General features: G+C 68.6%; 15 protein-coding genes. 4 read left to right on the plus strand and 11 right to left on the minus strand.

All coding sequences use genetic code 11. The features are described from left to right. Positions 1-92 precede the first annotated feature (92 nt). Both ABDZ95_RS01975 and ABDZ95_RS01980 read left to right on the plus strand, forming a co-directional pair. Positions 93-1,229: a DNA cytosine methyltransferase gene (locus tag ABDZ95_RS01975; RefSeq protein WP_343789559.1), complete on the plus strand. Its 1,137-nt coding sequence runs from the start codon at positions 93-95 to the stop codon at positions 1,227-1,229. A 69-nt stretch (positions 1,230-1,298) separates the two neighbouring features. Next, positions 1,299-1,733 carry a surface-adhesin E family protein gene (locus tag ABDZ95_RS01980; RefSeq protein WP_343789562.1) on the plus strand — a complete coding sequence of 145 codons (435 nt, stop codon included), beginning with the start codon at positions 1,299-1,301 and terminating at the stop codon, positions 1,731-1,733. A gap of 21 nt (positions 1,734-1,754) precedes the next feature. Here ABDZ95_RS01980 and gyrB read toward each other — a convergent pair whose 3' ends face one another. The 6 genes from gyrB to rpsT all read right to left on the minus strand — a co-directional run bounded on the left by gyrB (position 1,755) and on the right by rpsT (position 10,043). Next, a complete protein-coding gene (gene gyrB / locus ABDZ95_RS01985; protein WP_343789565.1) occupies positions 1,755-4,193 on the minus strand; it encodes a DNA topoisomerase (ATP-hydrolyzing) subunit B in 2,439 nt (812 codons plus the stop codon). A gap of 894 nt (positions 4,194-5,087) precedes the next feature. Beyond that, the gene (recF, locus tag ABDZ95_RS01990; protein ID WP_343789568.1) at positions 5,088-6,212 is read right to left on the minus strand and encodes a DNA replication/repair protein RecF; all 1,125 of its coding nucleotides are present in this window, start codon (positions 6,210-6,212) and stop codon (positions 5,088-5,090) included. 66 nt (positions 6,213-6,278) lie between these two features. After that, positions 6,279-6,572: a GIY-YIG nuclease family protein gene (locus tag ABDZ95_RS01995; RefSeq protein ID WP_343789571.1), complete on the minus strand. Its 294-nt coding sequence runs from the start codon at positions 6,570-6,572 to the stop codon at positions 6,279-6,281. Between the two features lie 75 nt (positions 6,573-6,647). Next, positions 6,648-7,766 (minus strand): DNA polymerase III subunit beta, encoded by a 1,119-nt coding sequence (dnaN, locus tag ABDZ95_RS02000; protein WP_343789575.1) that lies wholly within the window; start codon positions 7,764-7,766, stop codon positions 6,648-6,650. 115 nt (positions 7,767-7,881) lie between these two features. Continuing rightward, a complete protein-coding gene (gene dnaA, locus ABDZ95_RS02005; protein WP_425542930.1) occupies positions 7,882-9,309 on the minus strand; it encodes a chromosomal replication initiator protein DnaA in 1,428 nt (475 codons plus the stop codon). A 464-nt stretch (positions 9,310-9,773) separates the two neighbouring features. Then, a complete protein-coding gene (rpsT, locus tag ABDZ95_RS02010) occupies positions 9,774-10,043 on the minus strand; it encodes a 30S ribosomal protein S20 (protein ID WP_343789578.1) in 270 nt (89 codons plus the stop codon). Between the two features lie 238 nt (positions 10,044-10,281). On the opposite strand from rpsT, the gene ABDZ95_RS02015 reads away from it, so the two are divergent. Continuing rightward, positions 10,282-10,668, plus strand: a complete 387-nt coding sequence (locus ABDZ95_RS02015) for a BlaI/MecI/CopY family transcriptional regulator (protein WP_343789581.1) — start codon at positions 10,282-10,284, stop codon at positions 10,666-10,668. Then, positions 10,665-12,743, plus strand: coding sequence for a M56 family metallopeptidase (locus tag ABDZ95_RS02020; protein WP_343789584.1), 2,079 nt, complete (start codon positions 10,665-10,667; stop codon positions 12,741-12,743). Before ABDZ95_RS02015 ends, ABDZ95_RS02020 begins: the two co-directional genes overlap by 4 nt. 149 nt (positions 12,744-12,892) lie before the next feature. Here ABDZ95_RS02020 and ABDZ95_RS02025 read toward each other — a convergent pair whose 3' ends face one another. The 5 genes from ABDZ95_RS02025 to ABDZ95_RS02045 all read right to left on the minus strand — a co-directional run bounded on the left by ABDZ95_RS02025 (position 12,893) and on the right by ABDZ95_RS02045 (position 18,051). Then, a complete protein-coding gene (locus ABDZ95_RS02025; protein ID WP_425542931.1) occupies positions 12,893-14,731 on the minus strand; it encodes a BCCT family transporter in 1,839 nt (612 codons plus the stop codon). Positions 14,732-15,038: 307 nt separating this feature from the next. Continuing rightward, complete coding sequence (locus ABDZ95_RS02030; RefSeq protein WP_343789590.1) at positions 15,039-15,824, minus strand: enoyl-CoA hydratase-related protein; 786 nt, start codon at positions 15,822-15,824, stop codon at positions 15,039-15,041. Between the two features lie 122 nt (positions 15,825-15,946). Continuing rightward, positions 15,947-16,393, minus strand: coding sequence for a hypothetical protein (locus tag ABDZ95_RS02035; RefSeq protein WP_343789593.1), 447 nt, complete (start codon positions 16,391-16,393; stop codon positions 15,947-15,949). Between the two features lies 1 nt (position 16,394). Next, the gene (gene mutM, locus ABDZ95_RS02040; protein WP_343789596.1) at positions 16,395-17,258 is read right to left on the minus strand and encodes a bifunctional DNA-formamidopyrimidine glycosylase/DNA-(apurinic or apyrimidinic site) lyase; all 864 of its coding nucleotides are present in this window, start codon (positions 17,256-17,258) and stop codon (positions 16,395-16,397) included. Beyond that, complete coding sequence (locus tag ABDZ95_RS02045) at positions 17,251-18,051, minus strand: DUF2461 domain-containing protein (protein ID WP_343789599.1); 801 nt, start codon at positions 18,049-18,051, stop codon at positions 17,251-17,253. Before ABDZ95_RS02045 ends, mutM begins: the two co-directional genes overlap by 8 nt. Positions 18,052-18,147: the final 96 nt, after the last annotated feature.

Consider the following 18,147-nt stretch of genomic DNA (forward strand, 5'->3'; position numbering starts at 1 on the left):
CGCCCCATGAGCGGCTGTGATGGACTTGAGCGCCGACTGGCCTCAGCCTGCGGGAATGGACGAATCGTCGCCCGCGACCTCTGACCTTCGACATGTTTGAAGCCTTCGAGTTCTTCGCAGGCGGCGGAATGCTGCGCGCGGGCCTCGGCGAGACGTGGCGGTGCACGCTCGCCAACGACTTCGACCCGGCGAAGGCCGCCGCCTATCGTGAAAACTGGGGCGGCGACGAACTGGTCGTCGGGGACATCTGCGCCCTGGACGCCAAAGACCTGCCCGGACAGGCCGACCTGATGTGGGGCTCCTTTCCCTGCCAGGATCTTTCGCTGGCGGGAGCAGGCAAGGGACTGGGCGGCGAACGGTCAGGAACCTTTCACGCCTTCTGGGACCTGTCGCGAGCGCTGATTGCACAGGGCCGGGGTCCGCGCATCGTCGCCATCGAGAATGTCTGCGGAGCGCTGACGTCCCGCGACGGCCGTGATTTCGAGATTCTTTGCCGGACATGGGCGGATGCCGGCTACGCGTTTGGCGCCTTGGTGATCAACGCGGATCGGTTCCTGCCGCAGTCCCGTCCCCGGCTGTTCGTGATCGGGGTGCGTGGCGATCTGGACCTTCCCCAAGGCCTTCTTTCTGCCGAACCCGTCGAGCCGTTTCACCCGATCGCACTTCGTCGCGCTGTGGAACGGTTGCCCGCTGACCTGAGGGGGCGGATGCACTGGTGGCGCCTGCCGACCCCGGCGCAGCCATCGCTGTCGCTGGAAGCGGCGACCGAGCCTGATGGTCCGGCTCTCCGCTGGCACTCTCCAGCCCAGACCGCACGCCTGCTGGAGCTCATGTCTCCGTTGAACCGGGCCAAGGTCGACAAGGCCGTGGCCGCCGGCGGGCGGCATGTCGGCGCCCTGTTCCGCCGGACCCGCGTCGAGGGTGGCCGCAAGGTGCAGAGGGCCGAGGTGCGCTTCGACAGGGCGGGCTGCCTGCGAACTCCGGGTGGAGGCTCGAGCCGCCAGACGCTGGTGATCGTCGAGGGCGGACGGGTGCGCAGTCGCCTGATGACCGCTCGCGAGACCGCCCGGCTGATGGGGCTGCCCGACAGCTATCGCCTGCCCGCGTCCTATAGCGCCGCCTGCCGGCTGACGGGAGACGGCGTCGCCGTGCCGGTCGTGGAGCATCTGGCGCGCCACCTGTTCGAACCGCTGCTGGGCATGGACGGCGCGGCGCGGCGCGCGGCCTGAAGCCGGCAAGCGACTTGCCAAAACCTTCCGTCGGCGCATCATGTCAGCGTCGATCTGGGAGGGTCTTCAATGAAATCGGCAATACTTGGCCTCGCCGTGCTCGGGGCCGTCGCGATGCCTGCCTCGGCAGAGGACTGGCACATCTATTCGCGCAGTCAGCTCAACGCCTTCATGGCCCAGGTGGACAGCATCGCCACCATGGATGACGTGACCTCGATGACGGTCGCGCAGGTGCCGCGTCAGGGTGCGGCGGGCAACCTCGGCCACACCACGGAGCTGTACCAGTTCCGTTGCGCCGCGAGGCAGTGGCGAACCGCCGGGCAGGTCGAATACGGACCGAACGGCGCGGAGATGGATCGCTACCCGGAGGACAACGCCGCCTGGGAGCCCGTGCGGGCGCAGAGCATCCCCGAGCAGCTGATGGGGATCGCCTGCGAGGGCGCGCGGGCCAATCCGCCGACCTGGCCGACGATACGAGCCTGGATCGACGCCGGGCGGCCCTGAAGGCCGCCCGACTGATCCCGCTTACGCGTCGACCGCGGCGTCCAGCGCGTTGGCCTGGATGAACTCGCGACGGGGTTCGACCACGTCGCCCATCAGCTTGGCGAACAGGTCCGACGCCTCTTCCTCGTGCTCGACCGAGACCTGCAGCAGGGTGCGGGCGTTGACGTCCAGCGTCGTCTCCCACAGCTGCTCGGGGTTCATCTCGCCCAGACCCTTGTAGCGCTGGATGGCGATGCCCTTCTTGCCGGCGTCCAGAACGGCGTCAAGCAGGTCCAGCGGACCGCGGATAGTCACCGACTTCTCCTTGCGGCGGAAGACGGCGGGCTTGGCGAACAGGCCCTCGAAGGCGGCGGCGCGCTCGGCCAGACGACGGGCGTCCAGCGATCGGATCAGGGTCTCTTCCAGCACGATGCGCTCGGTGACCGCGCGGCGAACGCGTTCGAAGGCGATCGCGCCCTGGGCGCCAGGCGCGCCGGTCCACGGACCATCGCCTTCCTCCGCATAGAGGTTGAGACGCTCGGCGGCGGTCTGCGGATCGCCGCCGACCTCGGCGAACAGGCCGGCAAGGGCCGACTGCTCGATGGCGAAGGCGGGGGCACGCTGCGACAGGCGGTCGACGCCCGCGCGGAAGGCCTTGGCCTCGCGCACCAGCGACTGCAGGTCCAGCCCCGTGCGGCGCTCGCCGGTAGCCAAATCCAGCTCGGCGTCCGAACAGCCTTCCTCGATGAGGTAGGCGTCCATCTCGGACTGGTCCTTCACATATCGATGCTGCTTGCCCTTGGAGACTTTGTAGAGCGGCGGCTGGGCGATGTAGACGTGGCCGCGCTCGATCAGCTCGGGCATCTGCCGGTAGAAGAAGGTCAGCAGCAGGGTCCGGATGTGGGCGCCGTCGACGTCGGCGTCGGCCATCAGGATGATCTTGTGGTAGCGCAGCTTGTCGGCGTTGAAGTCGTCGCGGCCGATGCCGGTGCCCAACGCCAGAATGAGGGTGCCGATCAGGTCCGACGACAGCATGCGGTCGAAGCGGGCGCGCTCGACGTTCAGGATCTTGCCGCGCAGGGGCAGGACGGCCTGGTTCTCGCGGTTGCGGGCCTGTTTGGCCGAGCCGCCGGCGGAGTCACCCTCGACGATGAACAGTTCGGACTTGGCCGGATCGCGTTCCTGACAGTCGGCCAGCTTGCCCGGCAGGGAGCTGATTTCCATCGCCGTCTTGCGGCGGGTCAGGTCGCGCGCCTTGCGGGCGGCCTCGCGGGCGGCGGCGGCCTCGATGATCTTGGCGACGACCATCTTCGCCTCGACCGGATGCTCCTCGAACCAGGTGGCGAGGCCTTCCTGGCACAGGCCTTCCACGGCGGGACGGACCTCTGACGAGACCAGCTTGTCCTTGGTCTGGGAGCTGAACTTCGGGTCAGGCACCTTGACCGACAGGACGCAGGTCAGGCCCTCGCGGGCGTCCTCGCCCGAGACCGAGACCTTCTCCTTCTTCGCCGCGCCGGCGGCCTCGATATAGCCGCCCATCACGCGGGTGAGGGCCGCGCGGAAGGCCGACAGGTGGGTGCCTCCATCCCGCTGGGGGATGTTGTTGGTGAAGCAGAGCATGGTCTCGTGGTAGCTGTCGTTCCACCACAGGGCGAGATCGAGCTCGATCCCCTCCTTCTTGCCGCGGATGACGATGACATCCTTGAGGATGGGCGACTTGGACTTGTCGAGGTGGCGCACGAAGGCCTCGACGCCGCCCTCGTAGTGCAGGATTTCCTCGAACGGCTCGGCGTGTCGATCGTCGCGCAGCTTGATGACCACGCCCGAGTTCAGGAAGGCCAGCTCGCGCAGGCGGTGCTCCAGCGTCTTCAGGTCGAAGTCGATGTGGCTGAAGGTGGTCAGCGACGGGAAGAAGGTGACCTGGGTGCCGGTCAGCAGCTGGCCGGCCCTGGCGCCTTCGGTGCGGATCGGGGCGTCGCCGGTGACCTTCAGGCTCTCGGCCGTGTCGCCGCGCTCGAAGCGCATCTCGTGGCGTTTGCCGTCGCGGAAGATGACCAGTTTCAGCCAGTCAGACAGGGCGTTCACGACCGAGACGCCCACGCCGTGCAGGCCGCCGGAGACCTTGTAGGAGTTCTGGTCGAACTTACCGCCGGCGTGCAGCTGGGTCATGATGACCTCGGCCGCCGACACACCTTCCTCGGCGTGGATGGCGGTCGGAATGCCGCGGCCGTTGTCGGTCACCGTGACCGAGCCGTCGGCGTTCAGGATCACCTCGACCAGATCGGCGTGACCGGCCAGGGCTTCGTCGATGGCGTTGTCGACCACCTCATAGACCATGTGGTGCAGGCCCGAGCCGTCGTCGGTGTCGCCGATGTACATGCCGGGGCGTTTGCGGACGGCATCCAGGCCCTTGAGAACCTTGATGGAGTCGGCGCCGTATTCGGCCGGGGCGACAGCGTCGTCGGGGGTCTGATCGGTCATTCAATCGGTCGGTGAAACGGCCTCGCGAGAGGCCCGGAGGGCGGCGCGAATCTGACCCGCGCCGAAGTCGTCAGAATATAGGAAATATGACGGGAATTGCGAGTTTTCAGGGGCCTCCTCGTGGAGAGTGGAAACCCCTCCACCCCCGGCTTCGCCGGCGGTCCCCCTCCCCGCTACGCGGAGAGGTGAGGGGCATGCGTGATCGCCGCTTCGGCTGAAGCGGTGGAGGGAAGGCGGCGGGGCGTCCGGGCCTCGCCCGGAGCAGATGGAAAATACCGTTTCGACGAAGCTGAACGCCCCGCGTGAGGATTATCCGGGAGCTTGCGTCAGGTGGCGCTCTTAACGCCTTACCGCAGCGCCTCCGGCGGGCGGGTCGTACTTGCGCGTACGAGCCCCGGACCGGACGAGTATCCCCCTCGCCCCTGTCCCCGCTTCCCCACACCCGCCGCCAGATCACGCAAGGCCTCTGCGCCTCCCCGTGCGACGGGATGGGCAAGAGTATGGGGCTGGGCTTTGGTCAGGACGCTTCGTAACGCTACTTTTTTGGGAAGGTGCGGGATTTCAGCGGGTTGGGGCGCGGGGGATGGCTGACAATCGGAAAATAGTCAGCGGTGTCGGACCCCTCCGTCCCGGCGCGCGAGCGCGCCGGGCCACCTCCCCACCTTCGGTGGAGAGGTGAATCTGGGTCTGTGCTCACCTCTCCAGCGAAGCTGGGGAGGGGGACCATGCGGAGCATGGTGGAGGGGTTAATCCGCGCACGCTTCGGACCCCTCCGTCACGCCGCGTATTCGCGGCGCGCCACCTCCCCACTGCGTGGAGAGGTGCAGCTGTGCCCCCTCACCTCTCCAGCGAAGCTGGGGAGGGGGACCGCCGCCGGAGGCGGGGGTGGAGGGGTCAGCCGAACCCGCCGGCTTCCACCTTCACGAACTGCGCCCGCCCCTGCAGCGGAGCGAACAGATCGGCTTCGGTGCCGGTCATGAAGGCCTGCAGGCCCAAGGCCTCGATCTCGTCGAAGAGGGCGGCACGGCGGGCAGTGTCGAGGTGCGCCGGGGCCTCGTCGAGGAGGAGGATGGGGGCGGCCGCCTGACCCGAAAGGCGGGTGATCTGGGCGAGGATCAGGTTCAGGACCAAGGCCTTCTGCTCGCCGGAGGAGCCCTCGGCGGCGGGGCGGTTCTTCTCGCGGTGCAGGGCGGTCAGGTCCGAGCGGTGCGGGCCGAACAGGGAGCGACCGGCGGCGGCGTCGCGAGGACGGGAGCGGGCCATGCCCTCGCGGATCGCGGCGGCGATGGCGTCCGCTTCGGCGCCGTCGGCGGCCATGGTTTCGGCGTCGCCGGTCAGGCCGAGGTCGGCCTGGGGGAAGGGGCGGTCGTTGCGGGCGTCGATGGCGGACTGCAGCGTCTTCAGGGCGGCGGCGCGGGCGATGGCGGCAGCCGCTCCCGCCTCGCCGAGACGGACCTCCAGCGCATCCAGCCAGATGGGATCGGCCTCGCGCCCCTCGGCGCCGTCGACCAGCAGACGCAGGCGCTCGCGCAGGGCCTTCTCATAGGCCGAGACGGTGGCGGCGTGGTCGGGATCGGCGGCGAAGACGAGCCGGTCGAAGAATTTCAGCCGCTCGGCGCGGGCGTCGGAGAACAGGCGGTCCTGCTCCGGCGTGGCCCAGACCGGGCGCAGATGATCCAGCAGACGGCCGGGCTGGGCGGTTTCGCCGTCGATGCGGACGATGCGGCGCGCGGCGCCCGGCGTCTGCACGCCCGTGCCCAGCCGGATCTCGTCGCCGTCGCCGGTCAGCACCGCAGCGACGGCCCAGGCGCGGCCGCCGCTCTCTCCCGGTTCGCGCCGACCCATCTCGGGCGCGGAGGCGCCGCGCAGGCCCTTGCCGGGCGTGAACAGGCTGAGCGCCTCCAGCAGATTGGTCTTTCCCGCCCCGTTCGGGCCGTGCAGCACCACCGCCCCCGCCTCGATCGGCAGGGTCGCGCTCGCATAGGAGCGGAAGTCGGTGAGGGTGAGGGCGGTGATCAAGGGATTGGAACTACACCAATTCCGCTCATCCCGGCGAAAGCCGGGACCCAGTTCTTTTGAGCGGACTCAGACGGCGCGCCGGAAGCTCTCGAAGAGATCAAGCGAACCGGGGTTGGACTTCTCGATGAGCTCCAGTTTCCAGACGCGCTTCCATTCCTTGATCTGGCCTTCGCGGACGAAGGCCGCATGCCGCGTGGAGTGCGTTTCGTACCAGACCAGTCGCGCAACCCCGTATCTTGCGGTGAAACCATCTCTCGTTTTCGCGCGATGCTGAATGACGCGGTCAATCAGGTTGTCCGCCGAGCCAGTGTAGAGCGTTCCATTTCGCCCACTGGCGACGATGTAGGTGAAGAACGCCAACTCGAACCTCCGCGTAAGAACGAAAGCACTGGGTCCCGGCTTTCGCCGGGATGAGCGGAATTCAACGCTCCTGCATCACACCCGCAGTGGCATCAGCACGTACTGGACGCCCGGATCGCCCGGATCGAGGACGAGGGTGGGGCTGGCCGGGTCGGCGAATTTGAAGCTGGCGGTCTCGCCGGTGATCTGGCCGGCGACGTCCAGCAGATAGCGGGCGTTGAAGCCGATCTCGAAAGGCTCTTCGGAGTAGCCGATCTCGACCTCCTCGACGCCCTGACCGGCTTCCATGTTGCGGACGGTCAAGGTCACGCGGTCCAGCTCGAAGGCCAGTTTCACCGAGCGGCTTTTCTCGGCCGAGATGGTGGCGACGCGGTCGACGGCCGAGGCGAAGACGGCGTTGTCGATGTCGGCCTGCTTGTCGTTGCCTTTGGGGATGACGCGCATGTAGTCGGGGAAGGCGCCGTCGATGACCTTGGAGGTCAGACTGGCCTGGCCGAACTCGAAGCGGATCTTCTGCGGGCTGACCATGACCTCGACCGGGCCGGCGCCGTCGTCCAGCAGGCGGCGGACCTGATCGATGGTCTTGCGCGGCACGATGACGCCCGGACCGCCGGCGGCGCCCTCGGGGGCCGGGGTCTCGGCGAGGGCCAGACGGTGACCGTCGGTGGCCACGGCGCGCAGCAGCGGAATGCCGGCCTCGGCCACCGTGTGCAGGTACAGGCCGTTCAGATAGTAGCGGGTCTCTTCGGTCGAGACGGCGAAGCGCGTCTTGTCGATCAGGCGGGCCAGATCTTCCTTCGGCAGGGTGAAGCGCGCGCCCGAGGTGTCGGTCGACATGACCGGGAAGTCGCCGGCCGGCAGGACCGGCAGGTTGAACTTGGACCGGCCGGCCTGGACCAGCAGGCGGGGATCGTCACCCGAATAGCTGAGCGAAACCTCGGCGCCGTCCGGCAGCTTGCGGACGATTTCGTACAGGGTGTGGGCCGGGGCGGTGATCTGGCCCTCGACGTTCACGGTGGTCTCGGCCTCGTCGACCATCTCCATGTCGAGGTCGGTGGCGGCGAAGCTCAGCTTGTCACGGCCCGCCGACAGCAGGACGTTGGACAGGATCGGAATGGTGTTCCGACGCTCGACGACGCTCTGGACGTGCCCGAGGGCCTTCAGAAGCGCGGATCGTTCGATGGTCAGTTGCATGTCGTCTCGCCCCGCGGCGACTCAACGAGCCGCCGGTAAACTATGGGCTACGGACACTAGCGGATTGGGCGGGCGGAGCAACGGGGGAGGCGGAAAGCCTCCCCGCTGTCCACAGTCAGCCCCGGAGCTTGCGGGTCAGGGCCTCGACGTCGCGGGCGATCTGCTCGTCCTGGGCGATCAGTTCCTCGATCTTGCGCACGCCGTGCAGGACCGTGGTGTGATCGCGACCGCCGAAGCGACGGCCGATGTCCGGATAGGACCGCGTCGTGTGCTGCTTGCACAGATACATGGCGATCTGGCGCGGGCGGGCGACCGAACGGGTGCGGCGCTCCGACAGCAGGTCGGCCTGTTTGAGGTTGAAGTGCTCGGCGACGGTCTTCTGGATTTCGTCGACGGTGATGCGACGCTCCGGACCGCCGCGCAGGGCGGCGCCCAGCAGGCCTTGCGCCTCGTCGACGGTCAGGGCCGACAGACGGGTGGCGGCGACGGCGGCCAGGGTGTTCACGGCGCCTTCCAGCTCGCGCATCGAGCCGGGGGTGCGGTCGACGAGATGCTCCAGCACCTCGGGGCGAACCTCGCCGGAGACGACGCCCAGCTTCGACAGGGCCTCGATGCGGTTGCGGGCCACGGCCAGTTTCAGCGAGCGGTCGGCCGGCTCGACCGGGCAGGTCAGGCCCGAGGCCAGGTGGCTGCGCAGGCGCGGCTCGATCTCGGTCAGGGCCATCGGCGCGCGGTCGGCCGACAGGATGATCTTCTTGCCGTCCTCGATCAGGGCGGTCAGCGTCGACAGCAGCTCTTCCTGGGTGCCGGCCTTGCCGCCGACGAACTGGACGTCGTCGATCAGCAGCATGTCGGCGCTGCGCAGGCTGTCCTTGAAGGCGGCGGTCGAACGGTCCTGCATGGCGCGCACGAAGGTCGACAGGAAGCGCTCGGCGGTCAGGTAGACGACTCTGGCGTCCGGACGCAGGCGCTGGGCCTCCCAGGCGATGGCGTTCAGCAAGTGAGTCTTGCCGTAGCCGTAGGGGCCGCAGAAGAAGATCGGGTTGAAGTGACCGTCGGCCCAGGCGGCGGCCTGACGGGCGATGGCCAGGGCGAAGGCGTTGCCCTGCCCTTCCACGAAGCTGTCGAAGGTCAGACGGTCCTGCAGGCCGGCGGCGCGCACGGCGCGGGCGCCGTCGGCGCTGGGGGCCACCGTGGCCGAGGGCATGGCGACGACGTTGCTGGCGACCGGGGCCGGAGCGGCGCGGCCGGCGGCGACCTGCGAGGCCGGCGGGGTCGAGCCCATCTCGGCGCGGCAGCGGACGTCCAGACGGCGGTTCAGGCCGTCCAGGCCCAGCCACAGCTCGTTCATACGACGCAGGGCGTTCTTGCGCACCCAGTCGCGGGCATAGGCGGTCGGCGTGACGAGGATCAGCTGGCCCGAGCCGTCAACGCGCACGGCGGACGGCGCGATGTAGGAGCTGAAGGCCCCGTCGCCGATCTCGCCGCGCAGGCGACCCGCCGCCTCGGTCCAGATGTGATCCGGATCCGTCATGCCCGCCATCCCCGCACTCCCCATCATCGGTCAGCCACCCGCCTTGAAGTTCCATCACCTGACGCAACTTCCGGAGGGCCTGGAGCGGGGACGACTTCTCCTGCCCGGTGCAGCTGGTCGCCGCCCGGATGGGGTCGTTCTCTCACTCAGACATTCCGCGTCGACGCGACACCAGGGCCCCGCGCCGTCTTCATCCGTGTGAGGATGGAAGTGCGTTAGAGGCCCAAACTTACGCCCGGCGACCCGGCCGTCAACGCTGATTCGAGAGTCGATTCGAAGTTAAAAATGTTGACTCCGCTAAAGGCTGCCGCCGCCTTGGGAAATCCTCATTTCGCCACTGACGCGAGCGCAAATTCCCGCAAGGGGAGTTAGCAGCGCACGCGGAAACGGCGAGGGAGCCTGCGCGCCCTCGCCGTTGTAATCGTTCGAATTTACCATGACAGGCCCGTAAAAGGCCGTCCGGTCGCCGAATGTCAGGCGGCCGACATTTTCTTCAGCTGGGCGGCGAGGCGCGAGACCTTGCGCGAGCCCGTGTTCTTGTGAACGACGCCCTTCGAAACGGCGCGCATCAGCTCCGACTGAGCCTCGACGAAGGCCGTCTTCGCGGCGCCGGCGTCACCACCCGTGACCGCTTCCTGGAACTTGCGCAGGAAGGTGCGGACGCGCGTGCGGCGCGACTTGTTCACTTCGGTGCGGGCAGCGATCTTGCGGATCGCTTTCTTGGCGCCGGCATTGTTGGCCATCAGTCAAACCTTCGAACGGAAAGCGCCGCGGAACACCGTCCACGGCGCGGAAATCTCAAGAGCGCGCGGCTATAGCGGAAAGCCTCAGGCGGTTCAACCCGAGTCTGACTCGTTTTGAGAGACGCCGGGCGCGGGCTTCATCCGTTCTATAGAGGCGAAGCAGGGCTCTCAAGCGACAGTTGACGCTCATTGGTTACAATTGTAGCGTACTTGCGACATTGATCGCAAGGACTGTTCGATGACCGAGCCCGTGGCCCCGACCGACGCCGAGATGGATCTGCTGAAATGCTTCTGGCGCGACGGCGACCTGAGCGCCCGCGAGGTGCAGACGCGGATCGCCGACGGGCTGGGCTGGACCTCGTCCACCACGCGGACCGTGCTGGAGCGCATGCGGGGCAAGGGCCTGCTGGCGCGCAAGGAGGTGCACGGCATCGCCGTCTACTCCGCGAGCCAGCCCAAGGTGGCGGTCATCGGCGGAATGATGAAGCGCCTGTCCGCCATGCTGGAGATGGACGGTCCCCTTCCGGCCTCGGCCTTCTCGGGCAGCTCTCTACTGACCGCGGAGGACATCCGGGCGCTGGACGAGGTGCTGGAAGCCGACGCCGGTGAGGAGAAGGCGAAATGATCGGCGCGGTCGAGCTGCTGACCCTGTCGATGGGTCTGTCCGTCGCCGTGTCGGCGCTCGCCCTCGCGGCAGGATCGCTGATCGAGGCGCGGAACGGCGATCCGGTGCTGAGAGACCGGATCTGGGGCGCGGCCCTGGTTCTGAGCCTGACGCCGGTTCTGGCGGTCGCGATCCTGCTGCTGACGCCCGCCCCGGTTCGGGAGGTTTCCATTCCGACCCTCGTTCCGATCCCGGCCGCCCCGATGGTCGATGCAACGCCGGTCGCCGTCGCGAGAGGCGATATCGCACCCGACTTCGGGCTGCTCGCTCTGGCCCTGCTCGGGGCCGCGGCGGCGCTGGTCGGCCTCAGGGCCATCGGCCTGGCGCTGCGCTCTGTACGGCTGGCCCGCATCCTTCGCGAAGCAAGGCCTGCGGACGTGGTAGTCGAGCGCCAGGTGGCCAAGGCCGCCGCAACGCTGGGCGTCGCCGCACCGCCGACCATGGTCAGCGCGAAGGCCACCGAAGCCCTGCTGTCCGGTCTGGGGCGCGCGCGCCTGATCCTGCCGGAAAGCCTCACGCCGGAGGCCGGCGAGGTCGTCGTCAGTCACGAACTCGCCCATCTGAAACGCGGCGACCATCGCATGTTGTGGCTGGAGGAGGTCGCGGCCGTGCTTCTGGCGTTCAACCCTCTCATCCCGCTGATCCGCGCGAAGCGGGACGGGGCGCGGGAGGAGGCCTGCGATGCGCTCGCCCTCGGCGACGCCGCGCCAGAGGCCCGGCGCGCCTATGCCCAAACCCTGATCGAGGCCCTGCGGAACCGCGCCGGTTCGCAGGCGCCCGCCCTGACCTTCACCGGCGCGGGGAGGACTACCGCCATGCGTCGCCTGAAAGCCGTCATGACCCCGGCCGCCCCGGCCGGTCGCCGCACCCGCCTGATCGCCGGCGTCGCCGGTCTCGCCCTGTTGACCGCCGTCGGCGGCGCCACCGCCGCCCTGGCCGGACAGAGGGAGGCCGAGGTCCGCGTGATCGCCCCGGTCGAGGCGCAGGAACCGCAACACCTCGATGCGCGTGGCCACGCCCAGCTCCTGAACGGTCAGCCCCTGCCCGATGGACTCCCGGTCTGGGCCCTGAGCCCCGAGCGGGTGGATATCCGGACCACCGGCGAGGGGGCCGGCGTCGTGGACTTCATCCTGCCGTTCACCGGGACGACGCCGGTCAGCGTCAATGGACGGCGGCTGCCGGACGGCTTCCCTGTCCGGGGGATCAATCCAGAGGCCGTCGCCCGCGTCGACATGCAAGGCGACCACATGATGCTCACCCTCAAGCCGGAGGACGAAGTCCGCGGGCGCGCGGGACAGGACCCGGCCGCGGCGGAAACACAGACCGCAACCCGGGCCGAGCCCTCGGCGCGCTATCGCCGGGCGTCCGCCACAGATCTGAAGACCTACTGTCTGACGCCGGGCAATGCGGGGGATTACGGGTTCTGCGCCGGCACAATGCTGTCCAGACTGGAGCGCACGCCGGGGGCCGGCCTTTGCCTGCCGACGATCCCGAGCAGCGACGGGGCCGGTCTCACCGCCTATGTCGAACGCGGCAAGGCCCAGATGGCGCGTCTGACGCCCCGGCGCGACGAGGGCGCTCATGAATATGCGACCCGCGCCCTGCAGGCCGCCTATCCTTGCCCGGCCGCAACCCAGGCCACGGCCGCGGCGATGCAGGCGGCGGCTCCGACGAGCGACCGGTCCTCGCAGCGGTTGTCGGTACGCGTCGCCCAGCCCGAGCGCACGCCTTTGGTCCTCGCCGAGGGCGACGTCCTCCGCGTCGTGATGGAAGGGCGCCCGGAGGGCCGCGAGCCCCGCAACGTCATGGCGCAGGAGTACGCCATCCCGCGGGGCGGGTCCGTCGGGATCGAGGCCTGGTTCGACCTGAGGGGCGACCAGTTACCGTCGCTGACGCGCGGCCGGGTCTACACGCTGACGGCCGAGGTGCGGGGTCGTGACGGGACCGTGCGGTATGCCGCGGAGCCGGCGACGATCCGTTTGGGAGCGGGCTCGGACGTGAGCCGGTTGCGGCCGGAGCTGGTGCTGCAGCCGTAGAGGCGACAACCCCTCCGTCTCGTCGGCTGATCGCCGCCGAGCCACCTCCCCACTGCGTGGAGAGGTGAACGGGATATCCTCACCTCTCCACCGAAGGTGGGGAGGGGGACCGCCGGCGAAGCCGGGGGTGAAGGGGTCGGCGCCGCCCCCTATCCTCCCCGCCACCTCTGAAGGTGATCCAGCACGTCCTCGACCAGTTGGTCCTTCGTGAAGCCGGTGACGTCCCTCGCCCGGCGGGCGTCGTCGGAGCGGGCGGAGAGGCGCCACTCCATGGTGCGGCGGCGTTCGGGGGCCTCGAGCGCGGTGAGCGCCGGGCGGGGGCGTTCGTGAGCCGTCAGCCGATAGTGGAAGTCCGAGGCGTGCAGGCTGGGCGCGGTCAGGGTCAGGCCGTCGGCGTCGCGGGCGACCTGGGCGACCAGACCTTCGGCCTCGAGCGCTGCGCGGACAGTTTCGAGGGCGGGGACGCCCGAGCGCTCGATCTGGCGATCGATCTCACGGCGACTGGCGGGCGAGAGGATGCGCTTCAGCTGTTCGCCCAGCGGCGGGGCCTCGGTCTCCAGCGTCTGTCCGGAGAGGTCGGCGTTCATCTGGCGCACCAGACCGATCGAGATCAGGATCATGATGACGGTGAACGGCAGGGCGGCCACCAGGGTGGCGGCCTGAAGCGCGCCCAGACCGCCGGCCAGCAGCAGCAGGGCCGCGACCGCGCCCAGCAGCAGGCACCAGTAGAGACGCTGCCAGCGCGGCGTGTCGTCCGCGCCTCCGGAGGCGATGGTGTCGATGACCAGCGCGCCGGAGTCGGCCGAGGTCACAAAGAAGACGGCCACCAGCAGGATGGCGAGGCCCGAGGTGAAGGCCGCGCCCGGCAGCTGTTCGAGGAAGTGGAACAGGGCGGTCGACAGGTCGGCGCTGACCGCCTGGGAGATGGCGCCGGCGGCGGTGGTCATGTCCAACGCGATGGCCGTGTTCCCGAAGACCGTCATCCAGAGGAAGGTGAAACCGGCCGGGACCAGAAGCACGTTCAGGATGAACTCCCGCACCGTGCGGCCGCGCGAGATGCGGGCGATGAACATGCCCACGAACGGCGACCAGGCTATCCACCACGCCCAGTAGAAGAGCGTCCAGTCGGCCATCCAGGCGCGGGGCTCATAGGCGTAGAGGGTGAAGCTGCGCTCGAAAAAATGGTCGAGATAGAAGCCGAAATTCTGGACCAGCGCCCGGAACAGGAAGTTTGTCGGGCCGACGACCAGCACGAACAGCATCAGCAGGACGGCCAGGATCAGGTTCAGCTCCGACAGGCGGCGCACGCCCTTGCCGACCCCGCTCATCATCGAGGCCGTCGCCGCGGCCATGACGATGGCGATCAGGCCGACCTGAACCCAAGCGTTGTTCGGGATGCCGAACAGATAGGTCAGTCCGCTGTTCATCTGCGATACGCCGAAGCCCAGCGAGGTCGCGATGCCGAAGGCGGTGCCCCAGATGGCGAAGATGTCGACGGCGTCGCCCAACGGCCCGTTGGTGCGCTTGCCCAGCAGGGGCGACAGGCCGGAGCGCAGGGTCAGCGGAAGACCCTTGCGGTGGGCAAAGAAGGCGAGGCTGAGGCCTACCACCGCATAGATGGCCCAGGCGTGGACGCCGTAGTGGAAGAAAGTGATCCCCATGGCCTCGCGGGCGGCGGCGAAGGTGCCGCCCTCGCCGTCCGGCGGGCTGACGAAATGCTGGATCGGTTCGGCGACCCCGAAATACATCAGGCCGATGCCCATGCCCGCCGCGAACAGCATGGCGATCCAAGACAGGTAGGGGAAGTCGGGCTCGGCATCGTCCGCGCCCAGTTTCAGGGCGCCTGTGGGGCCGACCGCAAGGATCAGGATCAGCCCGAGGAAGCCGGCGACGGCGGCGATGTAGAACCAGCCGAAGGTGTCGATGACCCAGCCCTGGGCGGTCTGGAAGATGCGGTCGGAGAGGCCGGGAGCCGCGATCGAAAGCACGAGCAGGAGCCCGATAATGAGGCTCGCCCCCCAGAAAACACGGGGGTTCATCTTGGTGGTCAGCATGGGCCCCAAGCGTCGCAGTGGCGGTTGGGTTCCGAGAAAGTTTGGAACTCAACCCCTCCACCACGCTTCACGTGGTCCCCCTCCCCACCTTTGGTGGAGAGGTGAGGCGTGGAACTGACCCCTCCACCACCGGCTACGCCGGCCCCCCCTCCCCGCTACGCGGAGAGGTGAGGCGACACAGTTTCACCTCTCCACGCAGTGGGGAGGTGGCTCGGCGCGCTCGCGCGACGAGACGGAGGGGTCACCGCCCCGTGAAGTTCGGCTTCCGCTTCTCGACGAAGGCGGACATGCCTTCCTTCTGGTCGTCGAAGGCGAACAGGGAGTGGAAGAGGCGGCGTTCGAACTGGACGCCGTGGGCGAGGGTCGTCTCCAGCGCGGCGTTGACCATTTCCTTGTTGGCCATGACGGCCAGCGGGCTCTGTGAGGCGATCTTCGCGGCAATGGCGCGGGCCTCGTCCAGCAGGCTCTCGTGCGGGAAGACGCGTGAGGCGAGGCCCGCGCGCTCGGCCTCGGCTGCGTCCATCATCCGGCCGGTGAGACACATGTCCATCGCCTTCGACTTGCCCACCAGACGGGTCAGGCGCTGGGAGCCGCCGATGCCGGGAGCCACGCCGAGGTTGATCTCGGGCTGGCCGAACTTCGCCTTCTCCGAGGCGAGGATGAAGTCGCACAGCATGGCCAGCTCGCAGCCGCCGCCCAAAGCGAAGCCGTTGACCGCGGCGATGATCGGTTTGCGGAAGCGCACGATGCGGTCGTGGCCGAGGGCGAAATAGTTGCCCGTGTACATCTGGGCATAGGACTGGTCGGCCATCTCCTTGATGTCGGCGCCAGCGGCGAAGGCCTTTTCGCCCGAGCCGGTCAGGATCAGGCAGCGCACCGAGGCGTCGTGCTCGACGCTGTCGAGGAAGTCCGCGAGGTCCTTGAAGAGGGCCGAGTTCAGCGCGTTCAGCGCCTCGGGCCGGTTCAGGGTGACCACCGCATAACCGTCGGCATGACGCTCGATGAGGAGGTTGGCGTAGGTGTCCATCGACTGAGCTCCGGCGGCGAAGAGGGGGTGGCGGAAAGTGGTTAGTGGCTAGTGGTTAGTAGACGACCGCGCAACGGTCGACGAACCCGGCCAACCACTAATCACTCATCACTTGCCCAACTCTAGCGTCTGGGAAGAAGCGCCAGCGTGAGAGCCGCCCGCAGCAACTCCGCGACGACCACCATGGCCAGCAAGATGTGGGCGGCGATGACCGCGCCTCGGCCGGAGAGGTCGAGGCTCCAGTCGAACAGGCTGGCGACGGCGAGGGCCGTGGCCGCGATCAGGACCATGGCGATCAGCAGCATCAGGGCGACGTGGCTGGCTTTCAAAGCGGCCTGCAGCGTCGGCCCCTCCTCCAGCGTCCGGGCGCGGCGGCGGAACAGCCAGGCGATCAGGCCGGTGGCCACCGTCTCGGCGGCGACGACCACGACGAGGGCGCCGAGAAACCAGAAGGGCAGATCGCCGAAGCTCTGTCGCGCCGCCTGCTGCACGAAATGGACGAAGTAGGCGCCCCAGACGACGACGCCGACGATCAGGCTGATCCAGAGATGGGTCTTGCGATGGGTCATGTCAGCGCTTCTGGCAGCTGGGACAATAGAAGGTCGACCGGCCGCCCTGGACAATGCGTTTGACGACGCCGGTACAACCTTCGCCACGACAGGGTTCGCCCTCGCGGCCGTAGACGTCGAAGCGGTGCTGGAAATAGCCCTGTCCGCCCTCGGCGTTCGCGAAGTCGCGAAGGGTGGAGCCGCCGGCCTCGATGGCGTCGTTCAGCACGTCGCGGATATTGGCCGCCAGCAGTTCGAGGCGAGGCTTCGAGACCTTGCCGGCGGCCAGCGTCGGAGAGATGCGGGCGCGGTACAGGGCCTCGCAGACGTAGATGTTGCCGAGGCCAGCGACGATGCGCTGGTCCAGCAGGGTGACCTTGATGTTCTGCTTCTTGCCGGCCAGCACCTCGACCAGATGGGCGCCGGAGAAGGCGTTGCCGAGCGGCTCGGGCCCCATGCCGGCGAACCACGGATGCGCCTCGACCTGATCGGTCGGGATCAGGCCCATGAAGCCGAAGCGGCGGGCGTCGGCGAAGCCCACGCGGTGGGTGGCGCCGTCGCGCGCAGCGCAGAAGCTCATGTGCTCGTGCTTGCCGGCGATGGGGGCCGGCTCCTCGAACTCGCCCAGTTGACGGCCGTCGAGGGTGAAGCGGCCGGTCATGCCGAGGTGGGTGACCCAGGTCTCGCCGGTGTCGAGGGCGAAGAGGAGGTATTTGGCGCGGCGGTCGAGGCGCTGCACCGTCGCGCCGTTCAGGCGGTCGGGGAAGCGATCGGGGAAGGGGAAGCGCAGGTCCGGGCGGTTCTGGCGGACACGGGACAGGGTCGCGCCTTGCAGGACGGGCTCAAGACCCCGGCGGACGGTCTCGACCTCGGGCAGCTCAGGCATCGGCGCGACCCAGCGCTTTCCAGCCGAAATCGAGCAGGGGGCGGGCGGCGACGGCGAAGTCGGCGAGGCGCCCGGGCAGGTCCGGCGAGGCGATGTCGGCGCCGGTGAGGCGTCGCACGACCAGCCAGCGGGTACGCTTGAGCGTGGTCTCCAGCGGGCCGCCGGCGTGGGCCTCGAAATCCTTGGGCATGCGTTTGACAGGGTCGCCGGGACGCAGGGTCAGGCCGGCGCGGTCCAGCGCGGTCTCGACAGCGGCCCAGGCGGCCGGGCTGGCGACAATGGCGCGGCGCATGGCGTCGATCTCGGGACGTTCCGACAGATAGAAGCCCAAGGCGGCGAAGGGGCCGTCGCCGAACAGGACCTCGCCCTCGTTCGCCGCCGGGGCGGCTGCGGAGGGGTGGGTCGAGGGATCCAGCGGATCGATGCTGTCGGGGTCGAAGCGCGGGCGGCTGCCGCCGTCAGGCTCGATGTGGACGTACATCATGCCCGGAGACATCTTCGCCCCGTCGCGGGTCAGGGTGGCCGAGACGTGGGTTTTGTAAGGCCGCTTGTCCTTCGAGAACCGGACGTCGCGATGGATGCGGAAGACGCTCTTCTTCCCGTCGCCGGACAGGGGCACGCCGCGGGCGGCGCAGGCGGCGGATGTCGCCTCGATCAGGGCCGAAAGCGTCGGTTTCAGTCCATTATCGTAGGCGGCGCGGTTGGCGAGGAACCAGTCGCGGTCGTTGTTGGCGGCGAGGCCCGTCAGGAAGGCGAGGTCGGCGGCGGCGAAGCCGGGGAAGGAGGCGGTCATGGGCGCCAGCCTGACCCCGGAACCGGCGACGGCGCAAGGCTGATGCTCAAACCACTGGCCAGCCGCACGATCTTGAGCTTAGGTCCCGCCCAGGGA

Source organism: Brevundimonas kwangchunensis (assembly GCF_039523815.1).
GTDB lineage: Bacteria > Pseudomonadota > Alphaproteobacteria > Caulobacterales > Caulobacteraceae > Brevundimonas > Brevundimonas kwangchunensis.